Below are 19,183 nucleotides of genomic sequence, written 5' to 3'. Positions count from 1 at the left end.
CGGGCCGGGTCAGCCCGCCCGCCCCCATCTGGTGAGCTTCACCGCGGCCGCGGTGGCAAGCCCATAGACCGCCATCGACGCCGCCACCAGCCCGAAGAAATGCGCGGAGGTGCCGGGCAGCTGCACCAGCCAGCTGCCCGCGGCGAACACCACCACCAGGCGCGCGGTACCCGCGAGCACGGGGCCGAGCATCTTCCCCGAGCCCTGCGAGGCGAAGTACAGGGTGAGACCCAGCCCGAACAGCGGGAAGGCCGGCCCGGCGATGCGCAGGTACTGCCGCGCATGCTCGAGCACCGCCTCGTCCGAGGTGAAGAGCCCCGCCCAGAGGTCGGGGAAGAGCGCGACGGTGATGCCGATCAGCGCCAGGTTGAAGGCCGAGGCGGCGCCGGCGGTCCAGGCGACCCGCCGGGCACGGACGACGTTGCCTGCGCCCATCGCCATCCCGACCATCGGCAGCGAGGCGACGCCGATGCCGAAGGAGATGGGAATCAGCAGGAACTCCAGCCGCTGGCCGATCGAGTAGCCGGCCAGGGCGTCCACGCCGAGCCGCGCGACGAAGCCGGTGAAGATCACCACCGTGAGCACCGACTGCAGCGGCGACAGCATCGACACCGCCCCCACCTTCAGGATGTCGGCGAACATCGGGCGCTGCAGCGACGCGCCGCGCAGCCGCAGCGTGAGGCGGGAGTTGCCGCTGGCCAGATACCACGCAAAGAAGCCAACGCTGGCCGCGTGGGCGACGATGGTGGCGATGGCCACGCCTGCCATGCCGAAGGACGGCACCGGCCCGGCGCCCAGCGCCAGCAGCCCGCCGAGCAGGATCTGCAGCACCGACGCGCCGAAGATGCCAAGCGAAGGGATCCGCATGTTGCCGGTGCCGCGCAGCACCGAGGCCAGCGTGTTGCTCAGCCAGATCAGCAGCGCGCCCAGAAACAGCACGCTGGAGTAGGCGATCGCCTGGTCGAGCACTTCGCCGCGCCCGCCCAGCAGCCGGTAGATGGACGGGCCGAAGCCGAGCATCGCGGCCGTGAACACCAGCCCGAGCAGCCCGCCGATCGCGATCGCGTGCAGCGCGAGCGCGTTGGCGCGCGGCAGGTCGGAGGCGCCCAGCGCGCGGCTCACCGCCGACGACACTCCGCCGCCCATGGCGCCGGCCGACAGCTGCTGCGAGAGCATCAGGAAGGGGAAGACCAGCGCCATCGCCGCCAGCGGCGTGGTGCCGAGCCGGCCGATGTAGATGGTCTCGGCGATGCCGACTGCCACCTGCATCGCCATCGCGAGCACGCTGGGCACCGCGAGGCCGAGCAGCGTCGACAGGATCGGGCCGTTGCGGATCCTGAGGATCTCCGGCGATGGGGGTGCGGCGGCGCTCACGGCGTCATTCCTTGTAGTAGACGACCTGGTGGCTGGTGGCCAGCAGTGCGCCGTCCGCGCTCCAGATCTCGGCGGACTGGTCGTGATAGCCGCGGCCGAAGTGCGTGGCGCGCGCGCAGCCGAGCACCGACCGTTCGCCCTGCGCTGCCAGCAGCGGCGCGTCGGCGTGGAAATAGGTGGTGATCGACACCGTGCCCGCGGGCACCGGGTAGGGGCGCCGGACCATGATCCGCGGGAAGAAGGAGTCGCAGATCGCGGCCAGCGAGACGAAGTCCAGAGGCCGGGGCGGCTCGTCGCGGATCCACAGCTCGCTGTGCGAGTCGAGATCTTCCGCGGGCCGCGAAGTGTCGAAGATCACGCCGCGCACGAAGCGCATGTCGTAGTTGTTCGTCCAGGCCGGGGCGCCCTGGCGCTGGCCGCGTTCGAGCGCCTGTGCCGGCGGTACTTCGGGGAAGCCGGTTTCGGTGGAGGACCAGGTCTCGCGGCGGATCGCGAAGACCGCGCTTGCCGTGGTCGCCACTTCTTCGCCCTGGGACAGCGTGATCGACCAGTGCTGCGTGGACCGGTTGGTGCGCACCGGCTGCGCGTCGATGCGGAAGGGGCCCTCGGCGATGGGGCCGGCGTAGTTGACGGTGAGCGCCACCGGGTCGCCGAGTCGCGAGGGGTGCCCGAGCGCGGCGTTGAGCAGGGTGGCGGCAGTGATTCCGCCGAAGGGCCCGACCATGTTCGCGTAGGCGGGGTGCGTGTGGCCGGTGAGCGATCCGTCCGCGTTGCGGGTGAGCGCGACTGCCTGGTCGAGGGGGTGGTCCGGGATGTGCTGCATCTGGGTGTCCGTGGAGAAAATGGTCTGCGGGGCTTGGGCAGGCAGGTTCATGGCGCCGGCGCTCCGTCGTCCTGGCGCGCGGCCAGGCCGTCGCGCACCGCGCGCAGGATCTGGTCGGAGCGCTTCGGGTCGGTGACGATCCGCGACAGCAGCAGTCCCCCGACCATCGCGCTGGCGGCGAGCAGCGCGCGTTCGTCGACGTCGGTGCCCATCGTGCGGGCCACGTTCTCGACGAAGCGCTCGACGTGCGCGGTCATCACCTCGCGCGAGGCTTCATCCGCGCGGGCGACGTCGGAGGCGAGCGCGGCGATCGCGCAGCCGGACTTGCGGGAGTCGCGGTGCGTGCGGCTCAGGTAGCTGCGCAACAGCGTGGCGTAGCCGCCGGGCCGGGCGGACTCGCTCCCGGCGTTCGCGGCGGTCCCGGCAGTCCCGGCGGTCCCGGCCGTGCCGGCGGTCGCGGCCGTGCCGGCGGTCGCGGCCGTGCCGGTCTTCGCCGCGGTCTCGGCCTTCGCGGCCTTGGCGGCGGCCTCTCGGCGCGCGGCCTTCGAGGCGGCCTCGCCCTCCCGGAGCGCGCGCTCCAGCGCGTGTGCGAGCAGCTCGGAGCGGGACGCGAAGTGGCCGTAGAAGCCGCCGTGCGTGAGGTTGACGCTGCGCATCAGAGGTCCGACGCTGACCGACTCCAGCCCGGTGTCACGGATCTTCTCGGCGGCCTTCATCAGGATGCGCTCGCGGCTCTGCGCCTTGTCGGCCTGGGAATGCCCCATCCGGAACCTCCTGTGTTGCGTGCATTGGAATCAGTAGTATACTCATCATCCAGGTGCATGACGAGCGTCATGTTCAAAAATCGATCCCACCGCCCGCTCCGGACCGATGGCGTCCGCCGCACGGGCAACGAACCGCAAGGAGCACTGCCGTGAGCGACAAGAAGGCAATCCTGGTCATCGGCGCGGGCGACGCCACCGGCGGCGCCATTGCGCGCCGCTTCGCCCGGGAGGGCTACGTGGCCTGCGTCACGCGGCGCAGCGCCGACAAGCTCGAGCCGCTGGTGGCGCAGATCCGCGCAGAAGGCGGCGAGGCGCACGGCTTCGGCAGCGACGCGCGCAAGGAAGAGGAAATGGTGTCGCTGGTCGAGCGCATCGAGCGCGAGATCGCGCCGATCGAGGTGGCGGTGTTCAACATCGGCGCCAACGTGCGCTTCGGCATCACCGACACCACTGCGCGCGTCTACTACAAGGTCTGGGAGATGGCCTGCTTCTCGGGCTTCCTGATGGGCCGCGAGGCGGCCCGGGTGATGCTGCCGCGCGGCCGCGGCACCATCATCTTCACCGGTGCCACCGCCAGCCTGCGCGGACGCGAGGGCTTCGCCGCGTTCGCCGGCGCCAAGCACGCGCTGCGCGCGCTGGCGCAGAGCATGGCCCGGGAGCTCTGGCCCAAGGGCATCCACGTGGCGCATCCCGTCATCGACGGCGCGATCGACACCGAGTGGATCCGCGAGAACTTCCCGCAGCGCTATGCGCTCAAGGAGAGCGGTGGCATCGTCAACCCTGAGCACATCGCCGATCTGTACTGGCAGATCCACAAGCAGCCGCGTGACGCCTGGACGCACGAGACCGAGCTGCGCCCGTGGATGGAGCCCTGGTGAGGCGCGTCCCGTCGCGTCAGAGTTCCACATCCCTGCGTATCAATCCACCACTTCCGCGAGGTCACCGATGAAGCCCGTGAAGGTCGAGTTCCTGTTCGATTTCGGCAGCCCCAACGCCTACCTGTGCCACCAGGTCATCCCCGCCATCGAGGCGCGCACCGGAGTGAAGTTCGAGTACGTGCCCACCCTGCTGGGCGGCCTGTTCAAGCTGGCCAACAACCGTTCGCCGGGCGAGGCCTACGCGGCCATTCCCAACAAGCTCGCCTATGAGCGCCTGGAGATGCGCCGCTTCATCGACAAGAACCGGCTGGACCGTTTCCGCTTCAATCCGTTCTTCCCGGTGAACACGCTGAAGATCATGCGCGGCGCCTGCGCTGCGCAGAAGCTTGGCTGCTTCGAGCGCTACGTCGACGCGGTCTACGCGGCGATGTGGGAGCACGAGAAGAACATGGCCGAGGACGACGTCATCGTCGCCACGCTGGCCGCTGCCGGTCTGGACGGCCCGGCGCTGATGGCCACCGCGCAGGAGCCCGACGTCAAGCAGCTGCTGCTGGCGAACACCGAATCCGCGCACGTGCGCGGCGCCTTCGGCTCACCGACCTTCTTCGTCAACGGCGAGATGTGGTTCGGCAAGGAGCGGCTGGGCGATGTCGAGGAGGAGATCGGCCGGGCTATCGCGGGCTGAGCTGCTGGGGCAAGATGGGCCGGTCATCACGCCACCAGGAGCGAGCACCATGATCACCGGCATGCCCCGCATCGCCATCGCCACCGCAGATTTCCAGGGGATCGTCGACACCTTCCGCAACCGGCTCGGCATCCCGGTCATCGACGCCTCGGATGACACGCTGCCGAGCCTGGGCGCGCGGATCGCGATGTGCGTGCCCGAGGGGGGCAGCAACATCGAGCTGATGAGCCCCGAGGTGCCGGAGGCGCCGCTGTGCCAGAGCCTGCAGCGCTTCCTGGACCGGCGCGGACAGGGGCTGTTCGCGCTGATGCTCGAGGCGCCGGATCCCGATGCGGAGGCCGAGGTGCTCAGCGGGCGCGGGCTGAACGTGCTGCCGCTGATGGCAGGCGCGGGCGGGCGCGACGTCCATCCCAACTCCACGCACGGCGTGCTGATCCGCGTCTATCCGGTGAATTCCTTCGACCGCAAGGCGCCGCCGGGCACGCCCGCCGCACCGCTGTCCGGCGTGCAGCGCGTGATCATTGCGGTGAAGGACCTGCAGGCCGCCGCACAGGTCTATGGCGAGCGCCTGGGCTTGCCCGCGGATACACCCGCGCTCGATGCGATTCGCGGCGTCGAGCGGGTGCTGGTGCATCCGCCCAGCGGGGGCACCATAGAGCTGATTGCCGTACGAGACCGCACGCGTCCCTTCGCCGCGGCAGTGGCCGCGCACCTGGATGCCAATCCCGAGGGCATGTACGCGCTGGTGCTGCATGCGCCGGATCCGCGCGCGATGCTCGAAGGGCTGGTGGCGCAGGGCGTCGACGCGCGCATCGCGGCGGATGCCGCGGACGTGGTGGAGATCGGACGGGGCTCGATGTTCGGGGCGCTGCTGCGCATCGAGCGGGGCTGAAGGCCTGCACGCCCGGCCACTTCGCCGGGCGTGGACATGTCGGAGGAGCGGACGTGAGCCACAAGCACGAGCAACTGCTGAAGACGGTGTTCCACGATCCCATCAGCGGCAACATCCACTGGCGCGAGGTGGAGTCGCTGCTCGGGCATCTGGGGGCGGAACTGGAGCCGCTGTCCGGCGCGCGAATCCGCGTGCGGCTCAACGGCGCCGAGGGCATCCTGCATCGGCCGCATCACTCCAACGTGCTGGACGCGCATGGCGTCAAGCAGCTGCGCGAGTTCCTCGGGCATGCGGGTGCGACGCCGTCGATGTATGCGGCTGGGCGGGAGGCGGGCCGGAAGGACTGATCGGCGCGTTGCGGCCGGGCGCAAATGCCGCCCTGCGCGTGCCAGCCGAGGCAGGGCCGCTGCAGGTTCAGCTGCCGCGCCGGCTTGCAGCGTCGTCGGAGCGGGGCAGCAGCGCCTTGGCGGCCTCGATCCGCAGCGCGAGTTCCACTGTGTGGTCGCGCATGACCTGGAGCAGGAATTCACGTGCTTCCGCCGCGCCGGCATGGCCGGCAGTCCGGACAGTCAGGGCTTGGGTTTCGGCGGCTGCCGCGTGTCCGACGCGCGCGCCGGACGGCGGTTCCTGGGTCGCTCTCGCTGCTGGTGCTGCTGGTGCTGGTGCTGGTGCTGGTGCTGGTGCTGGCGCCAGCCTCGCGCGCGCCTCGTCGAATTCGCTCCGGCCGATGCTCTTGAGCCGGCACAGCAGCTCCGCCTGCCCGTCGGCGCTGGGCGGAATGTCCAGCCAGGGCGTCTCGGTGAAGATCGCCGCGAGGTCCGGGGCCACGAAGGCCGACCAGCGACCCTCTTCGGCCTGCTCGGCCGGCACCAGCGCGGCATGCGCCGAGGGGGCCGGCGCGGCATGCGCTGACGCGGCGGGCGTCGCCGAAGCCTCGGTGGGCAGGAGGCGAACTCGTGCCGGCGGCAGATCCGACAGGTAGCGCAGCCGCAGGCTTTCCAGGAAGGCATGCGCGTCGCCCGCCGGGATGGAATCGGCGAGCGAGAACCAGAGCTGCAGGCCATCGGTGCCCGAGACCGCGACGGCGGGCGCCGGTAGCCCCAGGTCGGCCTGGGCGCCGCGCCAGACCCTGGCCAGCGGCTCCCAATCCGGCGGGCGGGCCAGTTCGAGGACCAGCGCGCGGGTCTTGCCGTCCGCGTCGATCAGCTCCGCCGACTCGGGTTCGGCGCGGCGATCCGCTGCCGGGTGGACAAGGTAGAGGCGATGCAGTTCGGTCTGGAGCCGGTTCATGGGGGAGCGGGTCGGGTCGTCGGGCAGGGTCGAGTCTACTGCCCGCGCGGCGGATGCGAGGCGCGCGCGGCGGGAATCTCGACCTCGCGCCAACTGTTCCGAATATGAGCCAATGTTGTCCATGAAAGCGTCTAGTATCTCTACAGCGGAACAACTACAGTGCGCTCATGCGCTGCAGAACGCGGCGTCGAAACCGCGGTCTCCGAGTCCCGTCCGGCGCCCCGCAAACCCTCATCCAGCTCAACAAGGCTCAAAAATGTTCGACAAGCTCCAGAACCCCCTCGCGCTGGCCGGCCGCCTGCTGATGGCCGTGCTGTTCCTGCCCGCCGGCATTGCAAAGCTGACCGGCTTCGCCGGCACGGTCGGCTACATCTCGTCGGTGGGCCTGCCGATGGCGCAGGTCGGCGCAGCACTGGCCCTGGTCGTCGAGATCGTCGGCGCCATCGCGTTGATCGCCGGCTTCGGCACCCGCGCTGCGGCAATCGTGCTGGCGGTGTTCACGCTGCTCGCCTCCTTCTTCTTCCACGCCTACTGGGCGGTGCCGGCCGAGCACCAGATGATCCAGCAGCTGCTGTTCTTCAAGAACGTCGCGGTCGTCGGCGGCCTGCTGAGCATTGCCGCCTGGGGTGCCGGCGCCTGGAGCGTCGACGCACGTCGCGGCAGGGCCTGAGGAAAGAGCCGGCGCGGGCCGTCCCTCGAGCGGGCGGGCTCCGCGCCGTCGGCGCACGAAAGAGGAGATCGAAATGGGATTGCTCGTCGACGGCCACTGGGTCGACCAGTGGTACGACACCAAGGCATCGGGCGGAAACTTCGTGCGCAGCACCGCGCAGTTCCGCAACTGGATCACCCCCGACGGTGCACCCGGCCCGAGCGGCGATGGCGGCTTCGAGGCCGAGGCCGGCCGCTACCACCTCTATGTGTCGCTCGCCTGTCCATGGGCGCACCGCACGCTGATCCTGCGGGCGCTGAAGGGGCTCGAGAAAATGATCGGCGTGTCGGTGGTCAACCCGCTGATGGCCGAGAACGGCTGGACCTTCGACCCCGCGCCGGGCGTGATCGGCGATCCGGTCGGCGCCGCCGACTACCTGTACCAGATCTACCTGCGCGCCCGGCCCGACTACAGCGGCCGCGTGACGGTGCCGGTGCTCTGGGACCTGAAGCGGGGCACCATCGTCAGCAACGAGTCGTCCGACATCATCCGGATTCTGAATTCGGCCTTCGACGGCATCGGCGCCAGGGCCGGCGACTACGCGCCGACCGATCTGCTGCCCGAGATCGACGAGATGAACGCACGCATTTACGACAGCGTGAACAACGGTGTCTACAAGGCGGGTTTCGCCACCGACCAGCAGGTCTACGAGCGCGAGGTGGCGGCGCTGTTCGAGGCGCTCGACGAACTCGAGGCGCGGCTGGCCCGCCAGCGCTACCTTCTGGGCGAGCGCATCACCGAGTCAGACTGGCGGCTGTTCACCACGCTGGTCCGATTCGATGCGGTCTACCACGGCCACTTCAAGTGCAACCTGCGCCGGCTGGCCGACTACCCGAACCTTTGGGCTCACACGCGCGAGTTGTACCAGTGGCCCGGCGTCGCAGACACGGTGAACTTCCAGCACATCAAGCAGCACTACTACCGCAGCCACCCGTCGATCAACCCGAACCGCATCGTTCCGGCCGGGCCGGTGCTGGGGCTCGACGAGCCGCATCGGCGGGGGTGAGCGGAACGAGCTCCCAGGCGCGCACGCCGGGGAGCTCGTGGCTCACTTGAGCCGCATGTCGTTCTTCACGGACGTCACGCCCGACACGCCGCGCGCCACCGCGACCGCCTTGTTGATGTCGGCCTGGGAGTTGACGAAGCCGCTGAGCTGGACCACGCCCTTGAAGGTCTCGACATTGATCTCGGCGGACTTGAGCGTCGGCTCGTTGAAGATGGCAGCCTTGACCTTGCCGGTGATCAGGCTGTCGTCCACGTATTCGGCGGCGCCTTCCTGCTTGGAAGTGGACGCGCAACCGACGGTCGATGCCAGCGTGACAGCGATGAAGATTGCGGAAAGATACTTGCGGCTTTGATTCATGTTCAAGACTCCAGAGGTAAGGGGACCTGCAGGCGCGACCGGGAGCGACTGATGAACGCGAAGCGATCTCCCGGGGGAGCGCATGCGGTACATCGCGGCCGCCACGCTCCGGTCTGCAGCGCATATCCAATGTCGTCGAGACGCTGCTTACGGTCTGTACGGTGCCGAACATAGCGGTGCGCCGCGGTCGGCGCCGCGAGAGATTTTCTTTGCTACGTTGGCGCATCCGGGCAGAATGGTTCGCATACGGGGCGACCGCCCCTATGCCGGATCAACGCAGCGCCATGTCATGGCGAAAGGGAAAGAACCATGCTCCAGACCATTGCAATCATCCTCGTCGTACTCTGGCTCCTCGGCTTCGTGACTTCTTACACCATGGGCGGATTCATTCACATCCTCCTGGTGATCGCAGTGATCATCATTCTGGTGCGCGTGATTCAGGGCCGGCGACTCTGACTTTTCAAGCCGCGACGTAGGTGCGTTAGGAGAACTCCGCAACCCTCTGCTTCACCACCTTCAACGCACTCACGTTCGCGTCCTTCAGCGCCTCCATCGTGGGCGCCTCCACGCTGATGTCGCCCAGCGCCGCAAGCGCCACGTGGGCGTCGTCATGCCCGTCGACCTGCTTCATCCTCGCGAGCCAGCTGCGCACCTTCGGGAAGGGCTCGAAGTCGAACAAGTTGGTGAACTCGGGCTGCAACTGGCCGATCTCGACGTAGGCGGCGAAGTCCGCCAGCGTGAGCCGGTCGCCGGCGAGGTAGGGCGACTGGGCCAGCCAGCCCGTGTCGATCGCGCGCAGCGCTCGCGTGAGCGCGCCGCGCGCGGCCTGCTGCATTTCCTCGGGAATGTTCAGGTCCTTGCGCACCTTGGGCGCCACCAGCCCGATGGACGCCTCGCGCACGTTGCGGTGGTGGTAATGCAGGTACCAGTCCACCCGGGCGCGCTCCCTGGGGTCCGTGGGATAGACGTCGTCCCAGCCGTTCCTGTTGCTCAGATAGCACAGGATGGCGTGCGCCTCGCCGAGCACGAAGCCGGTGTCGGGCTCCTCGAGCATGGGAATGGTGCCGCCGGGGTTCCTGGCGAGATAGGCCGGGCTGCGGCTGCCGCCCTCGCTCTTAGAGCCGGGGCTGACGGGCACCACCCTGAAGGGCATCCGTTTGTAGAGCAGCAGCCACATGACTGCGCGAACGGGCTGGGAGAAGGGGATGCCGTGGAGGAGGAGGGGGGGTTGGGGTTCCGGGTTCATCTGTCTGCCTGTGGATGAAATGCATACCTGATGACGCGCGTGCGTTCAGGCCTGGTGGGCGCAGCCGAACTGCGCGGCAAGCGCCTCGAGCGCCTTGTCGAAGGTCCAGAGTCGAGTCCCGGGTCGCAGCAGCACCGACGCGAGTAGTGCCGCATCGACCAGTCCGATCCCCTGGTCGTGCAAGCCGCGCCGTTCAATGAAGGTTTCGAGCTCTTCCAGGGTGGCCACGGGCAGCATCTCCATCTGCGCCAGCCATGCCAGCGTTTGCCCCCTGCGCGGTGGCGTCCCGAGCGCAAGCTCGAGCCGCACCCAGGGGTGCATCACGATCAGCCCCTCTTGCAGCAAGACTTGCAGCGCAGTGGTCCTGCCACGGAAGTGCCCTATCCAGACCGATGTGTCGGCCAACAACTTCACGCGTCGCTCTTTGCCAGGCGCCGGCGGGGAACGTCCGGCATGTCGGGGGCCTGCCCGGCCAGCGCCGCCAGGCGGCGTGCTGCCTGCTGGCGGATGAACGCCAGCAATGCTTCCCTGAAGAGGGCGCTCCTTGGCATTCCCGGTTCGGAAAGGGCCAGTGCCTGCTCGACGAGGTCGTCGTCGACGGTGACCGTGGTTCGCATTGGGTCGACTCCTTGATGCAGATTCGAGCACCATTCTGCATCAGTAATGAGGACGACGAAACCGCATCGAACCTGCGGAGTCAAGGTTCGCGCAATGGTCAGCCCTTCCAGGCCGGGGCCGGCGCCGTGCGAACGCACTGACGCCTTCCCTCCCGTCCTCGGTCAGCGCGATGCCGCAGAAGGTGTCCACCGCGCCGCCGACCCCCTGGCGGTAGCCTGCGTCGATCGCGTTCAGGAAGGCCGCGCGGCCCAGCCGCATCGCAGTGGGTGACTTGGCGACCAGGGTCTGCGCGAGCGCGCGTGCCTCGTCGAGCACGCGGTCGTCATCGACGAGGCGGCTGACGAGGCCGAGCCCGGCGGCCTCGGTCGCGTCGAAGCTGCGGCCGGTGAACAGCAGGTCGAATGCGCGGTGCCGGCCGACGATGCGGTGCAGGTGGGTGAAGTGGATCGCCGGCAGCAGGCCGACGTCGATCTCCGGGTAGCCGAAGCTGGCCGAGCGGCCCGCGACGATCAGGTCGCAGGAGATCGCCAGCGTCATGCCGCCGCCGCGGGCCGCGCCGGCGACTGCCGAGATGCTCGGCTTGCCGAGCCGGAACTGGGCTTCGGTCAGGCCGGTGTAGAGCTTCTCGACCAGCGAGCGAAGCTTGGCGGGCGAGGCGCCGTCGAGCGCCTTCAGGTCGAGCCCGGCGCAGAACCGGCGCGGCACCGCGCCGCGCAGGATCACCGCGCGGACCGCGTCGTCCGCCGTGGCGCGCGCGAGCGCCGACAGCAGCCCGCCGATCATCGGCTCGGTGATGGCGTTGGCGGGCGGATTGTCGAGGACGATCTCGGCGACTGAGTCTCGGACCAGATAGTCGATCATGGCGGCGGGACGTGGCGGGGGTTCCGGCAATCTACTCCACCGGCGCGTCGGTGCCGATGGCCTGAAGCACAATCCGGATCAGCGCCCTGGGAACCCTGCGATGACCGAACTGATCCTGCACCACTACGACTTCTCTCCCTTCGCCGAGAAGATCCGCCTCGCGTTCGGGCTGAAGGGCCTGGCCTGGCGGTCGGTGACGCAGCCGTCCTACCTGCCCAAGCCTGAGCTGTTGCCGCTCACGGGCGGCTATCGCCACATCCCGGTGATGCAGGCGGGCGCCGATGTCTGGTGCGACACCCGCTGCATCGCGCGCGAGCTGGATCGGCGCCAGCCGGCGCCGGCGCTGATGCCGCCGGAGCTGTTCGCGCTTTCGACCGCGGTCGAGTCCTGGGCGGAGCGCGACCTGTTCTGGCCGGCAGTGCGGTTCGCCAGCGGCACCAATGCCGACACCATGGATGCGCAACTGCACGTGGACCGTGCCGCGATGCGCGGCAAGGCAGCGCCGTCGCACGACAGGCTGCGACGCGTGGCCCGCCGCAGCCTTGCGCAGCTGCGCCCGCAGCTGGCGATCGTCGAACGGATGCTGGACCATGGCAGGCCGTTCCTGCTGGCCGACGCGCCCTGCCAGGCGGACCTCGCCGTGTATCACGGCCTGTGGTTCCTGTCGGCGCTGGAGATCGACTGCTCCGGCGAACTCGCCCCGTTGCCGCGCACGCTGGCCTGGATGCAGCGCGTGGCGGCGCTCGGCTACGGGCGCATCGAGCCGATGTCGACAAAGGAGGCCTTGTCGATCGCGGCGCGTTCCAGTCCGGCGCCGGTCGGGCCCTCGATCGATGACGACGCGCTGCCGCCGCTCGGCAGCATGGTGTCGATCCGTCCGGAGGGCTATGTCACCGGCGCCGTGGTGGGCGTGCTGGCCGTGGTGGACCGCTTCGACCTGGGCGTGCGGCGCACGGACGCGGAGCTTGGCGAGCTGATGGTGCACTTCCCGCGGGTGGGGTACGAGGTGGTCGAGGCAGGGGCGTGAAGCTTCCTCGCGGCCTGGCGGCAAGGCCGCCGCTGCCTCGAGCCATCTGGGTACTCGGCTTCGTCAGCATGCTGATGGACATCTCCTCGGAGATGATCCACAGCCTGCTGCCGCTCTTCCTGGTGGGCTCGCTGGGCCTGAGCGTGCTGACGGTCGGGCTCATCGAAGGGGTGGCCGAGGCCACGGCGCTGATCGTCAAGGTCTTCTCCGGTGCGCTGAGCGACTACCTGCGCCGGCGCAAGCTGCTGGCCGTGCTGGGCTATGCCCTGGGGGCGCTGTCCAAGCCGGCCTTCGCGCTGGCGCAGGGGGCGGGGGTGGTGGTGGCTGCGCGCTTCGTCGATCGAATCGGCAAGGGCATCCGCGGCGCGCCGCGCGACGCGCTGGTGGCCGACCTGGTGGCGCCCGGGCAGCGCGGCGCGGCCTATGGCCTGCGCCAGTCGCTGGACACGGTCGGCGCCTTCGCCGGGCCTCTGCTGGCCACCGCGCTGATGGTGCTGTTCCTCGGCGACTTCCGCGCGGTGTTCTGGGTGGCGGTGGTGCCTGGCGTGCTGGCAGTGATGCTGCTGCTGGTCGGCGTGCGCGAGCCGGAGCCCCGCGAGGGCCGGGCGCCGGTGAATCCGATCCGGCGCGAGGCGCTCGGGCGGCTCGGCGCGGCCTACTGGGCGGTGGTGGCCCTCGGCGCGGTGTTCACGCTGGCGCGCTTCAGCGAGGCCTTCCTGGTGCTGCGTGCCGAACAGCTGGGCGTTGCGGTGAGCTTCGTGCCGCTGGTGATGGTGGCGATGAATCTCGTGTACGCGTTGTGCGCCTATCCGTTCGGCCGGCTGGCGGATTCGGTCAGCCACACCTGGCTGCTGGGCTGGGGCCTGCTGGTGCTGGTGGCGGCCGATCTGGTGCTTGCGTTCGCGCCCGGGTGGCCGACGATGCTGCTGGGCGTGGCCCTCTGGGGCCTGCACATGGGGATGACGCAGGGCCTGCTCGCGGCGATGGTGGCCCACACCGCGCCCGAGGACCTGCGCGGCACCGCCTTCGGCTTCTTCAATCTGGTGAGCGGACTGGCCATGCTGCTGGCGAGCGTGATCGCCGGCCTGCTTTGGGACCGGCTGGGTTCGCAGGCTACCTTCCTGGCCGGCGGCGGGTTCGCGGTGGCAGCGCTGGCGGCGCTTGCCGTGGGACGGGCCCGCCGCCGACCGGCCTGAGCGTCGCCTACAGCGGGGCATCCCCCATCGTCGACGCCTGCAGCTCCGGTACGGTGGTCGCCCGGCGTTCCAGCCAGAACCCGCCGCGAGACTTCATCACCCGGTAGCCCTGGTCGTCGCCGAGCTTGATCGCGGCATCGATCGGCCAGTTCGGGTTGTGGATCAGCTCGCGCGCCAGCGCCACCAGGTCGCAGGCGCCTTCCTGCAGGATGCGCTCGGCATGGTGCGCATGAACGATCAGTCCCACCGCCGAGGTGGGCACGCCGGTCTCGCGGCGGACCGCGGCGGCCAGGTCCACCTGGTAGCCGTAGCTGGCGCGCTGGCCGGCGGGCAGCGGCGAGCCCGCGATGCCGCCTGCCGAGCAGTCGATCAGGTCGACGCCCAGCGCGTGCATGCGCCGGACCAGCGTGAAGCTGTCCTCCAGCGTCCAGCCGCCCGGGGCGCCGTCGATGCACGACATCCGCACGAACAGCGGCTTGCCCGCAGGCCACGCGCTGCGGATGCCCTCCACCGTCTCCAGCACGAAGCGCATGCGGTTCTCCAGGCTGCCGCCCCAGGCGTCGCCGCGCTGGTTGGCGAGCGGCGACAGGAAGCTGTGCAGCAGGTAGCCGTGGGCCGCGTGCAGGTCGAGCACCTGGTAGCCGGCGGCATCGGCGCGGCGGGTGGCGGCCACGAACGCGTCGATCACCGCGCGGATGTCGGCCACGGTCATCTCGCGCGGCGGCGCGGCGCCTTCGCCGGCCAGCGGGATGGCGCTGGGGGCGATCACGTCCCAGGCGTCCCAGTCGGGGATGTCGTCGCTGCGCTGAAGCGCGCCGCGGCCGGCGTCGGGCGGAAGCTGGCGCGCCTTGCGGCCGGCGTGCATCAGCTGGATGCCGGGCACCGCGCCGCAGGATTCCATCATCTCCACCAGCCGGCGCATGTGCGGCACCGCCTCGTCGTCCCAGATGCCGAGGTCGCCGACGGTGCCGCAGCCGCGGCGCTCCACCGTCGTGCCCTCCTGGAACACCAGGCCGCAGCCGCCGTCGGCCATGCGCCCGAGGTTCATCAGGTGCCAGTCGGTGGGGCGCCAGTTGCGGCCGGCGTACTGCCACATCGGCGCGGCCATGATGCGGTTGCGGAACTCGACGTCGCGAAGACGCCAGGGCGAGAAGAGCAGGGTGCTGGTCATTTGGGCTCCAGTTGGCAGGTCATGCGCAGGCGGGGTGCATGGACCGGATCATGAACCGCGGCGGACGGCCGGCGTTCCGAGATCAGGTGCGCGCCGCGGGGCCGCCGGGGAACCGGGACTACAGTACGTGGGCGCGCTCCGCGGCATGGGCATCCCGGCCCCGGAACGACCGATCCACCCCCCCCCCAAGATCACGCAGGACGACAGTCAATGCACGAGATTCCCTACACCCCTCGCCAGACGAGCTATGACCTGAACCCGAGCGACGAGCTCAACGACCTGCGGATGTCCGACAAGACGCAGCCTCTCTTCGAGCACGTCAAGAAGTTCATCGCCGAGACGGTCGAGCCGATGACGGTCGAGTACATGCGCCTCGGCGAGAAGAAGACCGATCCCTGGACCTTCGCTCCCGGCCAGCTCGAGGTGCTGCAGAAGGCCAAGGACAAGGCCAAGTCCGAGGGCCTGTGGAACTTCTTCCTGCCGGATGCGCACACCGGCGAAGGCCTGAGCAACCTGGACTACGCGTACATCGCCGCCGAGCTGGGCAAGAGCCCGCTGGCCTCCGAGTCGATGAACTGCAACGCGCCCGACACCGGCAACATGGAAGTGCTGGAGCGCGTGGGCACCGAGGCCCAGAAGAAGCAGTGGCTCGAGCCCCTGCTCAACGGCGAGATCCGTTCGGCCTACGTGATGACCGAGCCGGGCGTGATGTCGTCGGACGCGAAGAACATCGCCTGCACGGCGAAGCTCGAGGGCGACGAGTGGGTCATCAACGGCGAGAAGTACTACATCTCCGGCCTGGGCGACCCGCGCTGCAAGATCATGATCGTCATGGTCAAGACCAACCCGGATGCTCCGCCGAGCAAGCAGCAGTCGCAGATCCTGGTGCCCGTGGGCACGCCGGGCGTCGAGGTCCTCGGCCCGATGCACGTCTTCGGCCATGACCATGCGCCGCGCGGCCACATGCACATGCGTTTCAACAACGTGCGCGTGCCCAAGGAGAACATCCTGCTGGGCGAGGGTCGCGGCTTCGAGATCTCCCAGGTCCGCCTCGGACCGGGCCGCATCCACCACTGCATGCGCACCATCGGCAAGGCCGAGAAGGCGCTGGACTACATGGTGAAGCGCGGCCTCACCCGCGAGGCCTTCGGCAAGAAGCTCGCCCACCTCGGCGGCAACCTGCAGATCATCGCGCAGGCGCGCTGCGAGATCGAGGCCATGCGCCTGATGGTGCTCAAGGCCGCCAAGGCCATGGACGTGCTCGGCAACAAGGAAGCGCGCGTGTGGGTCAGCATGGTCAAGGCGATGGTGCCCGAGCGCACCTGCCGCATCATCGACCAGTCGATCCAGATGCACGGCGCCACCGGCATCTCGCAGTGGACGCCGCTGGCCGAGATGTACACCGACGTGCGCCACCTGCGCTTCGCCGACGGCCCGGACGAGGTGCACTGGATGGTGGTGGGGCGGCACGAGCTGACGCTCTGATCGCCTAGGCGATCCGGCCCCTGGAGGCCGCCCGTGCCGGGTTGATGGCGCGGGCGGCCTTCTTCGTTTGGGGCTTGCGGCCGGCATCGGGGCGGCCCTGCACGCACGGGATTCGGCATTCACTGGATCCGGATGAAGATCGGGTGTACGGTTTGATGCCGTACATATGATGTGCTCATGACCGTCCACACCGACCGATTGGACCTCCGTCTCGACACCGACGACAAGAACCGCATTCGCCGCGCGGCCGCGCTGCGCGGGATGCCGGTGGCCGCGTTCGTGCGCGAAGCCGCGTTGCGCGAAGCCGAGACGGTGATCTCCCATCCGCCCAAGGCCCGTCGCGGCAGCCTGGCTGCCCGCCTGCGCGGGCGGGCTACGGCGCGGATGAGCACCGACGAGATCATGCGGCACACGCGCGGCGAATGAACCGCGTGCTGGTGGATGCCAACGTCCTTCTGGACGTGCTGACCGACGACCCGGAGTGGTTTGCATGGTCGGCGGCGCAACTCGACGCCTGTGCGGCCCATGCCGAGTTGTGCATCAACCCGATCATCTATTCCGAAGTCTCCGTGGGCTTCGAGCGCATCGAGGAACTCGACGATGCGCTGTCTCCTGACGCCTTCATTCGCCTATCATTGCCCTGTGAGGCCGGATTCCTCGCCGGAAAGGCCTTCCTGCAATACCGTCGCGCCAAGGGCGGCCGCACCTCGCGCCCGCCCGGACTGCCATCCGCCTGAATCCGAGAGACGTCTCCTGGCCGATCAGCCTGCCGACTCGTCCCCGGCGGGCTGCAGCAGGCGCGCGACGTGCTTGCGGACGTCGGGTGGCCAGCTGGCGGTGAGCGCGGCGAGCCGTTCCAGGTCGCCCGCGAACAGCGCGCGTGTCGCCTCTTCGAAGCCGGGGAAGTCCCCTGCAATGGCCGACATGAACGCATAGGTGCGGTCGCGTGCGTGGCGGGACGCATCCTGGCCTGCGGACGAGCGCATGGCCTGGAGCACGAGCTTGCGCAAGGCCACCGAAGCGCCCCCCGGCTGCGCCGCGAGCCATGCCCAGTGCTCCGGCAGCAGCGTGACCTCGCGCGAGACGACACCAAGGCGCGGCCGGCCGCGAGTCCTCGTGACGCCTGGATCCTTGGTCGAGTCCGCAGGCACAGCCGCTGTCTGTGCGTAGCGTGCCGCGACCGCGTCTTCGGTGCCGCGCAGGTCCAGATCCACCAGCCGCCCCGTCTCGCTGCTGAAGACGAGGATGGACGCGTCCGGGTCGAGCGCGACGGCGCGGAACACCGCCGTGGCCGCCTGCTGCAGGTCGCCCAAGGCAAGCAGCTGATGGCCGACGAAGGCGGCGTGGGTGGGGTGGGTGACGGACACGATGAATCCTTGCGCGGCGGTGTTGAATTATATCCGGGCGTTATTCGTGTTATATTTTTACCCGGGCAAAATATGCCGCCATCTTAAGGAGCCCTCCATGCCTGCCACTGCCGTTCCTCCGTCGACCCGTCGCGAGCTAGCCCGGCGTGCACGCGACGCGTTTCCGCCCATGGGGGTGTTCGTCGTCCGCAACCTGGCCAGCGGGCGCGCCCGCGTGAAGTCCAGCCGCAACGTGCCGGGCGCCATCAACCGCCTGCGCTTCGAGCTGGGCCTCGGAACGCACCCGGACAAGACGCTGCAGGCCGAGTGGAATGCCGTCGGTGCCGATGGCATCTCGATGGACGTGCTGGAGCTGGTGCGCGAGCGCCAGGACGCCGCGTTCGACTACGCCGGCGAACTGCGGTTCCTGGAGGACTTGTACCGGCTGGAGCTGGAGCAGGGAGGCGCCCGATGAACGCCGCCCGGTCACCGGTCGGGGACCAGGCATGCCGAGAGCAGGACCTCGTCGGCCTAGCCGCAAGGTTCGCAGCGCGGGTGCCCGTGTGCCCCAAGCTTGCGGTAGGCTGGCGTGCATGAATCCCGATTCCATCGTCCAGGCGCTGCGCGCACGACTGCCGAATCTCCTTGCGGTTTATGCCTTCGGCAGCCGGGTCCTCGGGGCCGCTCGCGACGACAGCGATCTCGACCTCGCGGTTCTGGTCGCTGGCTACGCCGACGCCTGGGTGCTGTTCGAGCTGGCGGGAGAGCTGGCGGACCAGGTGGGCTGCCCGGTCGACCTGCTCGATCTGCGCGCCGCATCCACCGTGATGCAGCACCAGGTCCTCACCACCGGTGTGCGCTGGTGGGCGAAGGATTCGCAGGCGGCGCTGTTCGAGGCAGCGATGCTGAGCGAGAAGACGGCGCTGGATGCGGCGCGCGCGGGGCTGATCGCCGACATCAGGAACGAGGGGCGAGTGCATGGTCGATGACGTCCTGCTCAACAAGGCCGCCACTATCGAGCGATGCGTGGCCCGCGCGCGGGAGGAGTACGCTGCCAATCCGCAGGGCTTCGGCACCGACGTCACCCGCCAGGATGCCGCCATCCTGAACGTCCAGCGGGCCTGCGAGGCAGCGCTCGACATGGGCCACCACCTGATCCGGCGTGAGCGGCTCGGCGTGCCGCAAAGCGCACGAGACGTGTTCGCGCTGCTCCAGCGAGGTGGCTGGATCGACGAGGAACTGGCCGACGCGATGAAGCGCATGGTGGGCTTCCGCAACATCGCGGTCCATGAGTACCAGGCCCTTCAGCTGCCGATCCTGGTGCGTGTCATCGAGCAGCATCTCGACGAGTTCCTGGATTACAGCCAGCGACTGCTGCTCAGGGACGCGCAGGGCGCGCAGGGGAGCTGAGCCGCGCCTCCTGGAACGGCGGCGGTCGACGGGCCGGGGCCGGTC

The 19,183-nt window shown here is 69.3% G+C and carries 26 protein-coding genes; 15 read left to right on the top strand and 11 right to left on the bottom strand.

Going from position 1 to position 19,183, the window contains the following annotated elements; genetic code table 11:
* Positions 1–9: 9 nt before the first annotated feature.
* The 3 genes from HNQ70_RS16335 to HNQ70_RS16325 are packed head-to-tail and all read right to left on the bottom strand — an operon-like array spanning position 10 to position 2,961.
* Positions 10–1,374, bottom strand: a complete 1,365-nt coding sequence (locus HNQ70_RS16335; protein WP_343060809.1) for an MATE family efflux transporter — start codon at positions 1,372–1,374, stop codon at positions 10–12.
* A 4-nt stretch (positions 1,375–1,378) separates the two neighbouring features.
* The gene (locus HNQ70_RS16330) at positions 1,379–2,248 is read right to left on the bottom strand and encodes an acyl-CoA thioesterase (protein ID WP_246435009.1); all 870 of its coding nucleotides are present in this window, start codon (positions 2,246–2,248) and stop codon (positions 1,379–1,381) included.
* A complete protein-coding gene (locus HNQ70_RS16325; protein ID WP_183969660.1) occupies positions 2,245–2,961 on the bottom strand; it encodes a TetR/AcrR family transcriptional regulator in 717 nt (238 codons plus the stop codon). The genes HNQ70_RS16330 and HNQ70_RS16325 overlap by 4 nt, the downstream gene beginning before the upstream one ends.
* Before the next feature lie 149 nt (positions 2,962–3,110).
* Here HNQ70_RS16325 and HNQ70_RS16320 point away from each other — a divergent pair, with 149 nt between their 5' ends.
* The 4 genes from HNQ70_RS16320 to HNQ70_RS16305 all read left to right on the top strand — a co-directional run bounded on the left by HNQ70_RS16320 (position 3,111) and on the right by HNQ70_RS16305 (position 5,763).
* A complete protein-coding gene (locus HNQ70_RS16320; RefSeq protein WP_183969658.1) occupies positions 3,111–3,839 on the top strand; it encodes an SDR family NAD(P)-dependent oxidoreductase in 729 nt (242 codons plus the stop codon).
* Between the two features lie 67 nt (positions 3,840–3,906).
* Positions 3,907–4,524 carry a 2-hydroxychromene-2-carboxylate isomerase gene (locus HNQ70_RS16315; protein WP_183969656.1) on the top strand — a complete coding sequence of 206 codons (618 nt, stop codon included), beginning with the start codon at positions 3,907–3,909 and terminating at the stop codon, positions 4,522–4,524.
* A 49-nt stretch (positions 4,525–4,573) separates the two neighbouring features.
* The gene (locus HNQ70_RS16310; RefSeq protein ID WP_183969654.1) at positions 4,574–5,416 is read left to right on the top strand and encodes a VOC family protein; all 843 of its coding nucleotides are present in this window, start codon (positions 4,574–4,576) and stop codon (positions 5,414–5,416) included.
* A gap of 53 nt (positions 5,417–5,469) precedes the next feature.
* Positions 5,470–5,763, top strand: a complete 294-nt coding sequence (locus HNQ70_RS16305; RefSeq protein ID WP_183969652.1) for a type II toxin-antitoxin system HicA family toxin — start codon at positions 5,470–5,472, stop codon at positions 5,761–5,763.
* A gap of 67 nt (positions 5,764–5,830) precedes the next feature.
* On the opposite strand, the gene HNQ70_RS16300 is transcribed toward HNQ70_RS16305, so the two are convergent.
* Positions 5,831–6,706: a hypothetical protein gene (locus HNQ70_RS16300; protein WP_183969650.1), complete on the bottom strand. Its 876-nt coding sequence runs from the start codon at positions 6,704–6,706 to the stop codon at positions 5,831–5,833.
* Between the two features lie 256 nt (positions 6,707–6,962).
* Here HNQ70_RS16300 and HNQ70_RS16295 point away from each other — a divergent pair, with 256 nt between their 5' ends.
* Both HNQ70_RS16295 and HNQ70_RS16290 read left to right on the top strand, forming a co-directional pair.
* Positions 6,963–7,376 (top strand): DoxX family protein, encoded by a 414-nt coding sequence (locus HNQ70_RS16295; protein ID WP_183969648.1) that lies wholly within the window; start codon positions 6,963–6,965, stop codon positions 7,374–7,376.
* 73 nt (positions 7,377–7,449) lie between these two features.
* The gene (locus tag HNQ70_RS16290) at positions 7,450–8,421 is read left to right on the top strand and encodes a glutathione S-transferase family protein (protein WP_183969646.1); all 972 of its coding nucleotides are present in this window, start codon (positions 7,450–7,452) and stop codon (positions 8,419–8,421) included.
* A 42-nt stretch (positions 8,422–8,463) separates the two neighbouring features.
* Here the strand turns inward: HNQ70_RS16290 and HNQ70_RS16285 are convergent, their stop codons facing one another.
* Positions 8,464–8,778 carry a BON domain-containing protein gene (locus tag HNQ70_RS16285; protein ID WP_183969644.1) on the bottom strand — a complete coding sequence of 105 codons (315 nt, stop codon included), beginning with the start codon at positions 8,776–8,778 and terminating at the stop codon, positions 8,464–8,466.
* A 309-nt stretch (positions 8,779–9,087) separates the two neighbouring features.
* Here HNQ70_RS16285 and HNQ70_RS16280 point away from each other — a divergent pair, with 309 nt between their 5' ends.
* Positions 9,088–9,234, top strand: coding sequence for a lmo0937 family membrane protein (locus HNQ70_RS16280; protein WP_183969642.1), 147 nt, complete (start codon positions 9,088–9,090; stop codon positions 9,232–9,234).
* Positions 9,235–9,259: 25 nt separating this feature from the next.
* On the opposite strand, the gene HNQ70_RS16275 is transcribed toward HNQ70_RS16280, so the two are convergent.
* Genes HNQ70_RS16275 through HNQ70_RS16260 form a run of 4 tightly spaced genes read right to left on the bottom strand, consistent with a single transcriptional unit; the run spans position 9,260 to position 11,503 of the window.
* Positions 9,260–10,024, bottom strand: a complete 765-nt coding sequence (locus HNQ70_RS16275) for a glutathione S-transferase family protein (RefSeq protein ID WP_183969640.1) — start codon at positions 10,022–10,024, stop codon at positions 9,260–9,262.
* 45 nt (positions 10,025–10,069) lie between these two features.
* Complete coding sequence (locus HNQ70_RS16270) at positions 10,070–10,438, bottom strand: PIN domain-containing protein (protein ID WP_183969638.1); 369 nt, start codon at positions 10,436–10,438, stop codon at positions 10,070–10,072.
* Positions 10,435–10,641, bottom strand: a complete 207-nt coding sequence (locus HNQ70_RS16265) for a type II toxin-antitoxin system VapB family antitoxin (RefSeq protein WP_183969636.1) — start codon at positions 10,639–10,641, stop codon at positions 10,435–10,437. The genes HNQ70_RS16270 and HNQ70_RS16265 overlap by 4 nt, the downstream gene beginning before the upstream one ends.
* A 40-nt stretch (positions 10,642–10,681) precedes the next feature.
* Positions 10,682–11,503, bottom strand: a complete 822-nt coding sequence (locus HNQ70_RS16260; RefSeq protein WP_183969634.1) for an enoyl-CoA hydratase/isomerase family protein — start codon at positions 11,501–11,503, stop codon at positions 10,682–10,684.
* A 100-nt stretch (positions 11,504–11,603) separates the two neighbouring features.
* Between HNQ70_RS16260 and HNQ70_RS16255 the strand changes: the two genes are divergently transcribed.
* Together HNQ70_RS16255 and HNQ70_RS16250 are read left to right on the top strand one after the other, a co-directional pair.
* Entirely contained in the window at positions 11,604–12,530 is a 927-nt protein-coding gene (locus HNQ70_RS16255) for a glutathione S-transferase family protein (RefSeq protein WP_183969632.1), read from the top strand.
* A gap of 68 nt (positions 12,531–12,598) precedes the next feature.
* Complete coding sequence (locus HNQ70_RS16250) at positions 12,599–13,726, top strand: MFS transporter (protein WP_183969956.1); 1,128 nt, start codon at positions 12,599–12,601, stop codon at positions 13,724–13,726.
* A gap of 7 nt (positions 13,727–13,733) precedes the next feature.
* On the opposite strand, the gene HNQ70_RS16245 is transcribed toward HNQ70_RS16250, so the two are convergent.
* The gene (locus HNQ70_RS16245; protein ID WP_183969630.1) at positions 13,734–14,897 is read right to left on the bottom strand and encodes an NADH:flavin oxidoreductase/NADH oxidase; all 1,164 of its coding nucleotides are present in this window, start codon (positions 14,895–14,897) and stop codon (positions 13,734–13,736) included.
* A 285-nt stretch (positions 14,898–15,182) separates the two neighbouring features.
* On the opposite strand from HNQ70_RS16245, the gene HNQ70_RS16240 reads away from it, so the two are divergent.
* The 3 genes from HNQ70_RS16240 to HNQ70_RS16230 all read left to right on the top strand — a co-directional run bounded on the left by HNQ70_RS16240 (position 15,183) and on the right by HNQ70_RS16230 (position 17,119).
* Entirely contained in the window at positions 15,183–16,382 is a 1,200-nt protein-coding gene (locus HNQ70_RS16240; RefSeq protein ID WP_221302863.1) for an acyl-CoA dehydrogenase family protein, read from the top strand.
* Positions 16,383–16,559: 177 nt separating this feature from the next.
* A complete protein-coding gene (locus HNQ70_RS16235) occupies positions 16,560–16,808 on the top strand; it encodes a type II toxin-antitoxin system TacA family antitoxin (RefSeq protein WP_183969626.1) in 249 nt (82 codons plus the stop codon).
* Entirely contained in the window at positions 16,805–17,119 is a 315-nt protein-coding gene (locus HNQ70_RS16230; protein ID WP_183969624.1) for a type II toxin-antitoxin system VapC family toxin, read from the top strand. Before HNQ70_RS16235 ends, HNQ70_RS16230 begins: the two co-directional genes overlap by 4 nt.
* A 24-nt stretch (positions 17,120–17,143) precedes the next feature.
* Here the strand turns inward: HNQ70_RS16230 and HNQ70_RS16225 are convergent, their stop codons facing one another.
* Positions 17,144–17,752: a DUF2239 family protein gene (locus tag HNQ70_RS16225; protein ID WP_425504382.1), complete on the bottom strand. Its 609-nt coding sequence runs from the start codon at positions 17,750–17,752 to the stop codon at positions 17,144–17,146.
* 94 nt (positions 17,753–17,846) lie between these two features.
* Between HNQ70_RS16225 and HNQ70_RS16220 the strand changes: the two genes are divergently transcribed.
* The 3 genes from HNQ70_RS16220 to hepT all read left to right on the top strand — a co-directional run bounded on the left by HNQ70_RS16220 (position 17,847) and on the right by hepT (position 19,138).
* Complete coding sequence (locus HNQ70_RS16220; protein WP_183969620.1) at positions 17,847–18,203, top strand: GIY-YIG nuclease family protein; 357 nt, start codon at positions 17,847–17,849, stop codon at positions 18,201–18,203.
* 118 nt (positions 18,204–18,321) lie between these two features.
* On the top strand, positions 18,322–18,717 hold the full coding sequence (mntA, locus tag HNQ70_RS16215) for a type VII toxin-antitoxin system MntA family adenylyltransferase antitoxin (RefSeq protein ID WP_183969618.1): 396 nt from the start codon (positions 18,322–18,324) through the stop codon (positions 18,715–18,717).
* Positions 18,707–19,138, top strand: a complete 432-nt coding sequence (gene hepT, locus HNQ70_RS16210; RefSeq protein WP_183969616.1) for a type VII toxin-antitoxin system HepT family RNase toxin — start codon at positions 18,707–18,709, stop codon at positions 19,136–19,138. The genes mntA and hepT overlap by 11 nt, the downstream gene beginning before the upstream one ends.
* The last annotated feature ends 45 nt before the right edge of the window (positions 19,139–19,183 follow it).

This window comes from Quisquiliibacterium transsilvanicum, assembly GCF_014202215.1.
Classification (GTDB): Bacteria; Pseudomonadota; Gammaproteobacteria; order Burkholderiales; family Burkholderiaceae_E; genus Quisquiliibacterium; species Quisquiliibacterium transsilvanicum.
The sequence above is the reverse complement of the archived record's forward strand: the minus strand, read 5'-3'. Positions and strand labels throughout refer to the sequence as shown.

Bases quoted from the DNA above. Each gene is read 5' to 3' on its own strand.
- HNQ70_RS16330 (WP_246435009.1), bottom strand. From the start codon at position 2,248: ATGAACCTGCCTGCCCAAGCCCCGCAGACCATTTTCTCCACGGACACC.
- HNQ70_RS16325 (WP_183969660.1), bottom strand. From the start codon at position 2,961: ATGGGGCATTCCCAGGCCGACAAGGCGCAGAGCCGCGAGCGCATCCTG.
- HNQ70_RS16315 (WP_183969656.1), top strand. From the start codon at position 3,907: ATGAAGCCCGTGAAGGTCGAGTTCCTGTTCGATTTCGGCAGCCCCAAC.
- HNQ70_RS16310 (WP_183969654.1), top strand. From the start codon at position 4,574: ATGATCACCGGCATGCCCCGCATCGCCATCGCCACCGCAGATTTCCAG.
- HNQ70_RS16300 (WP_183969650.1), bottom strand. From the start codon at position 6,706: ATGAACCGGCTCCAGACCGAACTGCATCGCCTCTACCTTGTCCACCCG.
- HNQ70_RS16295 (WP_183969648.1), top strand. From the start codon at position 6,963: ATGTTCGACAAGCTCCAGAACCCCCTCGCGCTGGCCGGCCGCCTGCTG.
- HNQ70_RS16290 (WP_183969646.1), top strand. From the start codon at position 7,450: ATGGGATTGCTCGTCGACGGCCACTGGGTCGACCAGTGGTACGACACC.
- HNQ70_RS16285 (WP_183969644.1), bottom strand. From the start codon at position 8,778: ATGAATCAAAGCCGCAAGTATCTTTCCGCAATCTTCATCGCTGTCACG.
- HNQ70_RS16280 (WP_183969642.1), top strand. From the start codon at position 9,088: ATGCTCCAGACCATTGCAATCATCCTCGTCGTACTCTGGCTCCTCGGC.
- HNQ70_RS16275 (WP_183969640.1), bottom strand. From the start codon at position 10,024: ATGAACCCGGAACCCCAACCCCCCCTCCTCCTCCACGGCATCCCCTTC.
- HNQ70_RS16265 (WP_183969636.1), bottom strand. From the start codon at position 10,641: ATGCGAACCACGGTCACCGTCGACGACGACCTCGTCGAGCAGGCACTG.
- HNQ70_RS16260 (WP_183969634.1), bottom strand. From the start codon at position 11,503: ATGATCGACTATCTGGTCCGAGACTCAGTCGCCGAGATCGTCCTCGAC.
- HNQ70_RS16255 (WP_183969632.1), top strand. From the start codon at position 11,604: ATGACCGAACTGATCCTGCACCACTACGACTTCTCTCCCTTCGCCGAG.
- HNQ70_RS16250 (WP_183969956.1), top strand. From the start codon at position 12,599: ATGCTGATGGACATCTCCTCGGAGATGATCCACAGCCTGCTGCCGCTC.
- HNQ70_RS16245 (WP_183969630.1), bottom strand. From the start codon at position 14,897: ATGACCAGCACCCTGCTCTTCTCGCCCTGGCGTCTTCGCGACGTCGAG.
- HNQ70_RS16240 (WP_221302863.1), top strand. From the start codon at position 15,183: ATGTCCGACAAGACGCAGCCTCTCTTCGAGCACGTCAAGAAGTTCATC.
- HNQ70_RS16235 (WP_183969626.1), top strand. From the start codon at position 16,560: ATGACCGTCCACACCGACCGATTGGACCTCCGTCTCGACACCGACGAC.
- HNQ70_RS16230 (WP_183969624.1), top strand. From the start codon at position 16,805: ATGAACCGCGTGCTGGTGGATGCCAACGTCCTTCTGGACGTGCTGACC.
- HNQ70_RS16220 (WP_183969620.1), top strand. From the start codon at position 17,847: ATGCCTGCCACTGCCGTTCCTCCGTCGACCCGTCGCGAGCTAGCCCGG.
- mntA (WP_183969618.1), top strand. From the start codon at position 18,322: ATGAATCCCGATTCCATCGTCCAGGCGCTGCGCGCACGACTGCCGAAT.
- hepT (WP_183969616.1), top strand. From the start codon at position 18,707: ATGGTCGATGACGTCCTGCTCAACAAGGCCGCCACTATCGAGCGATGC.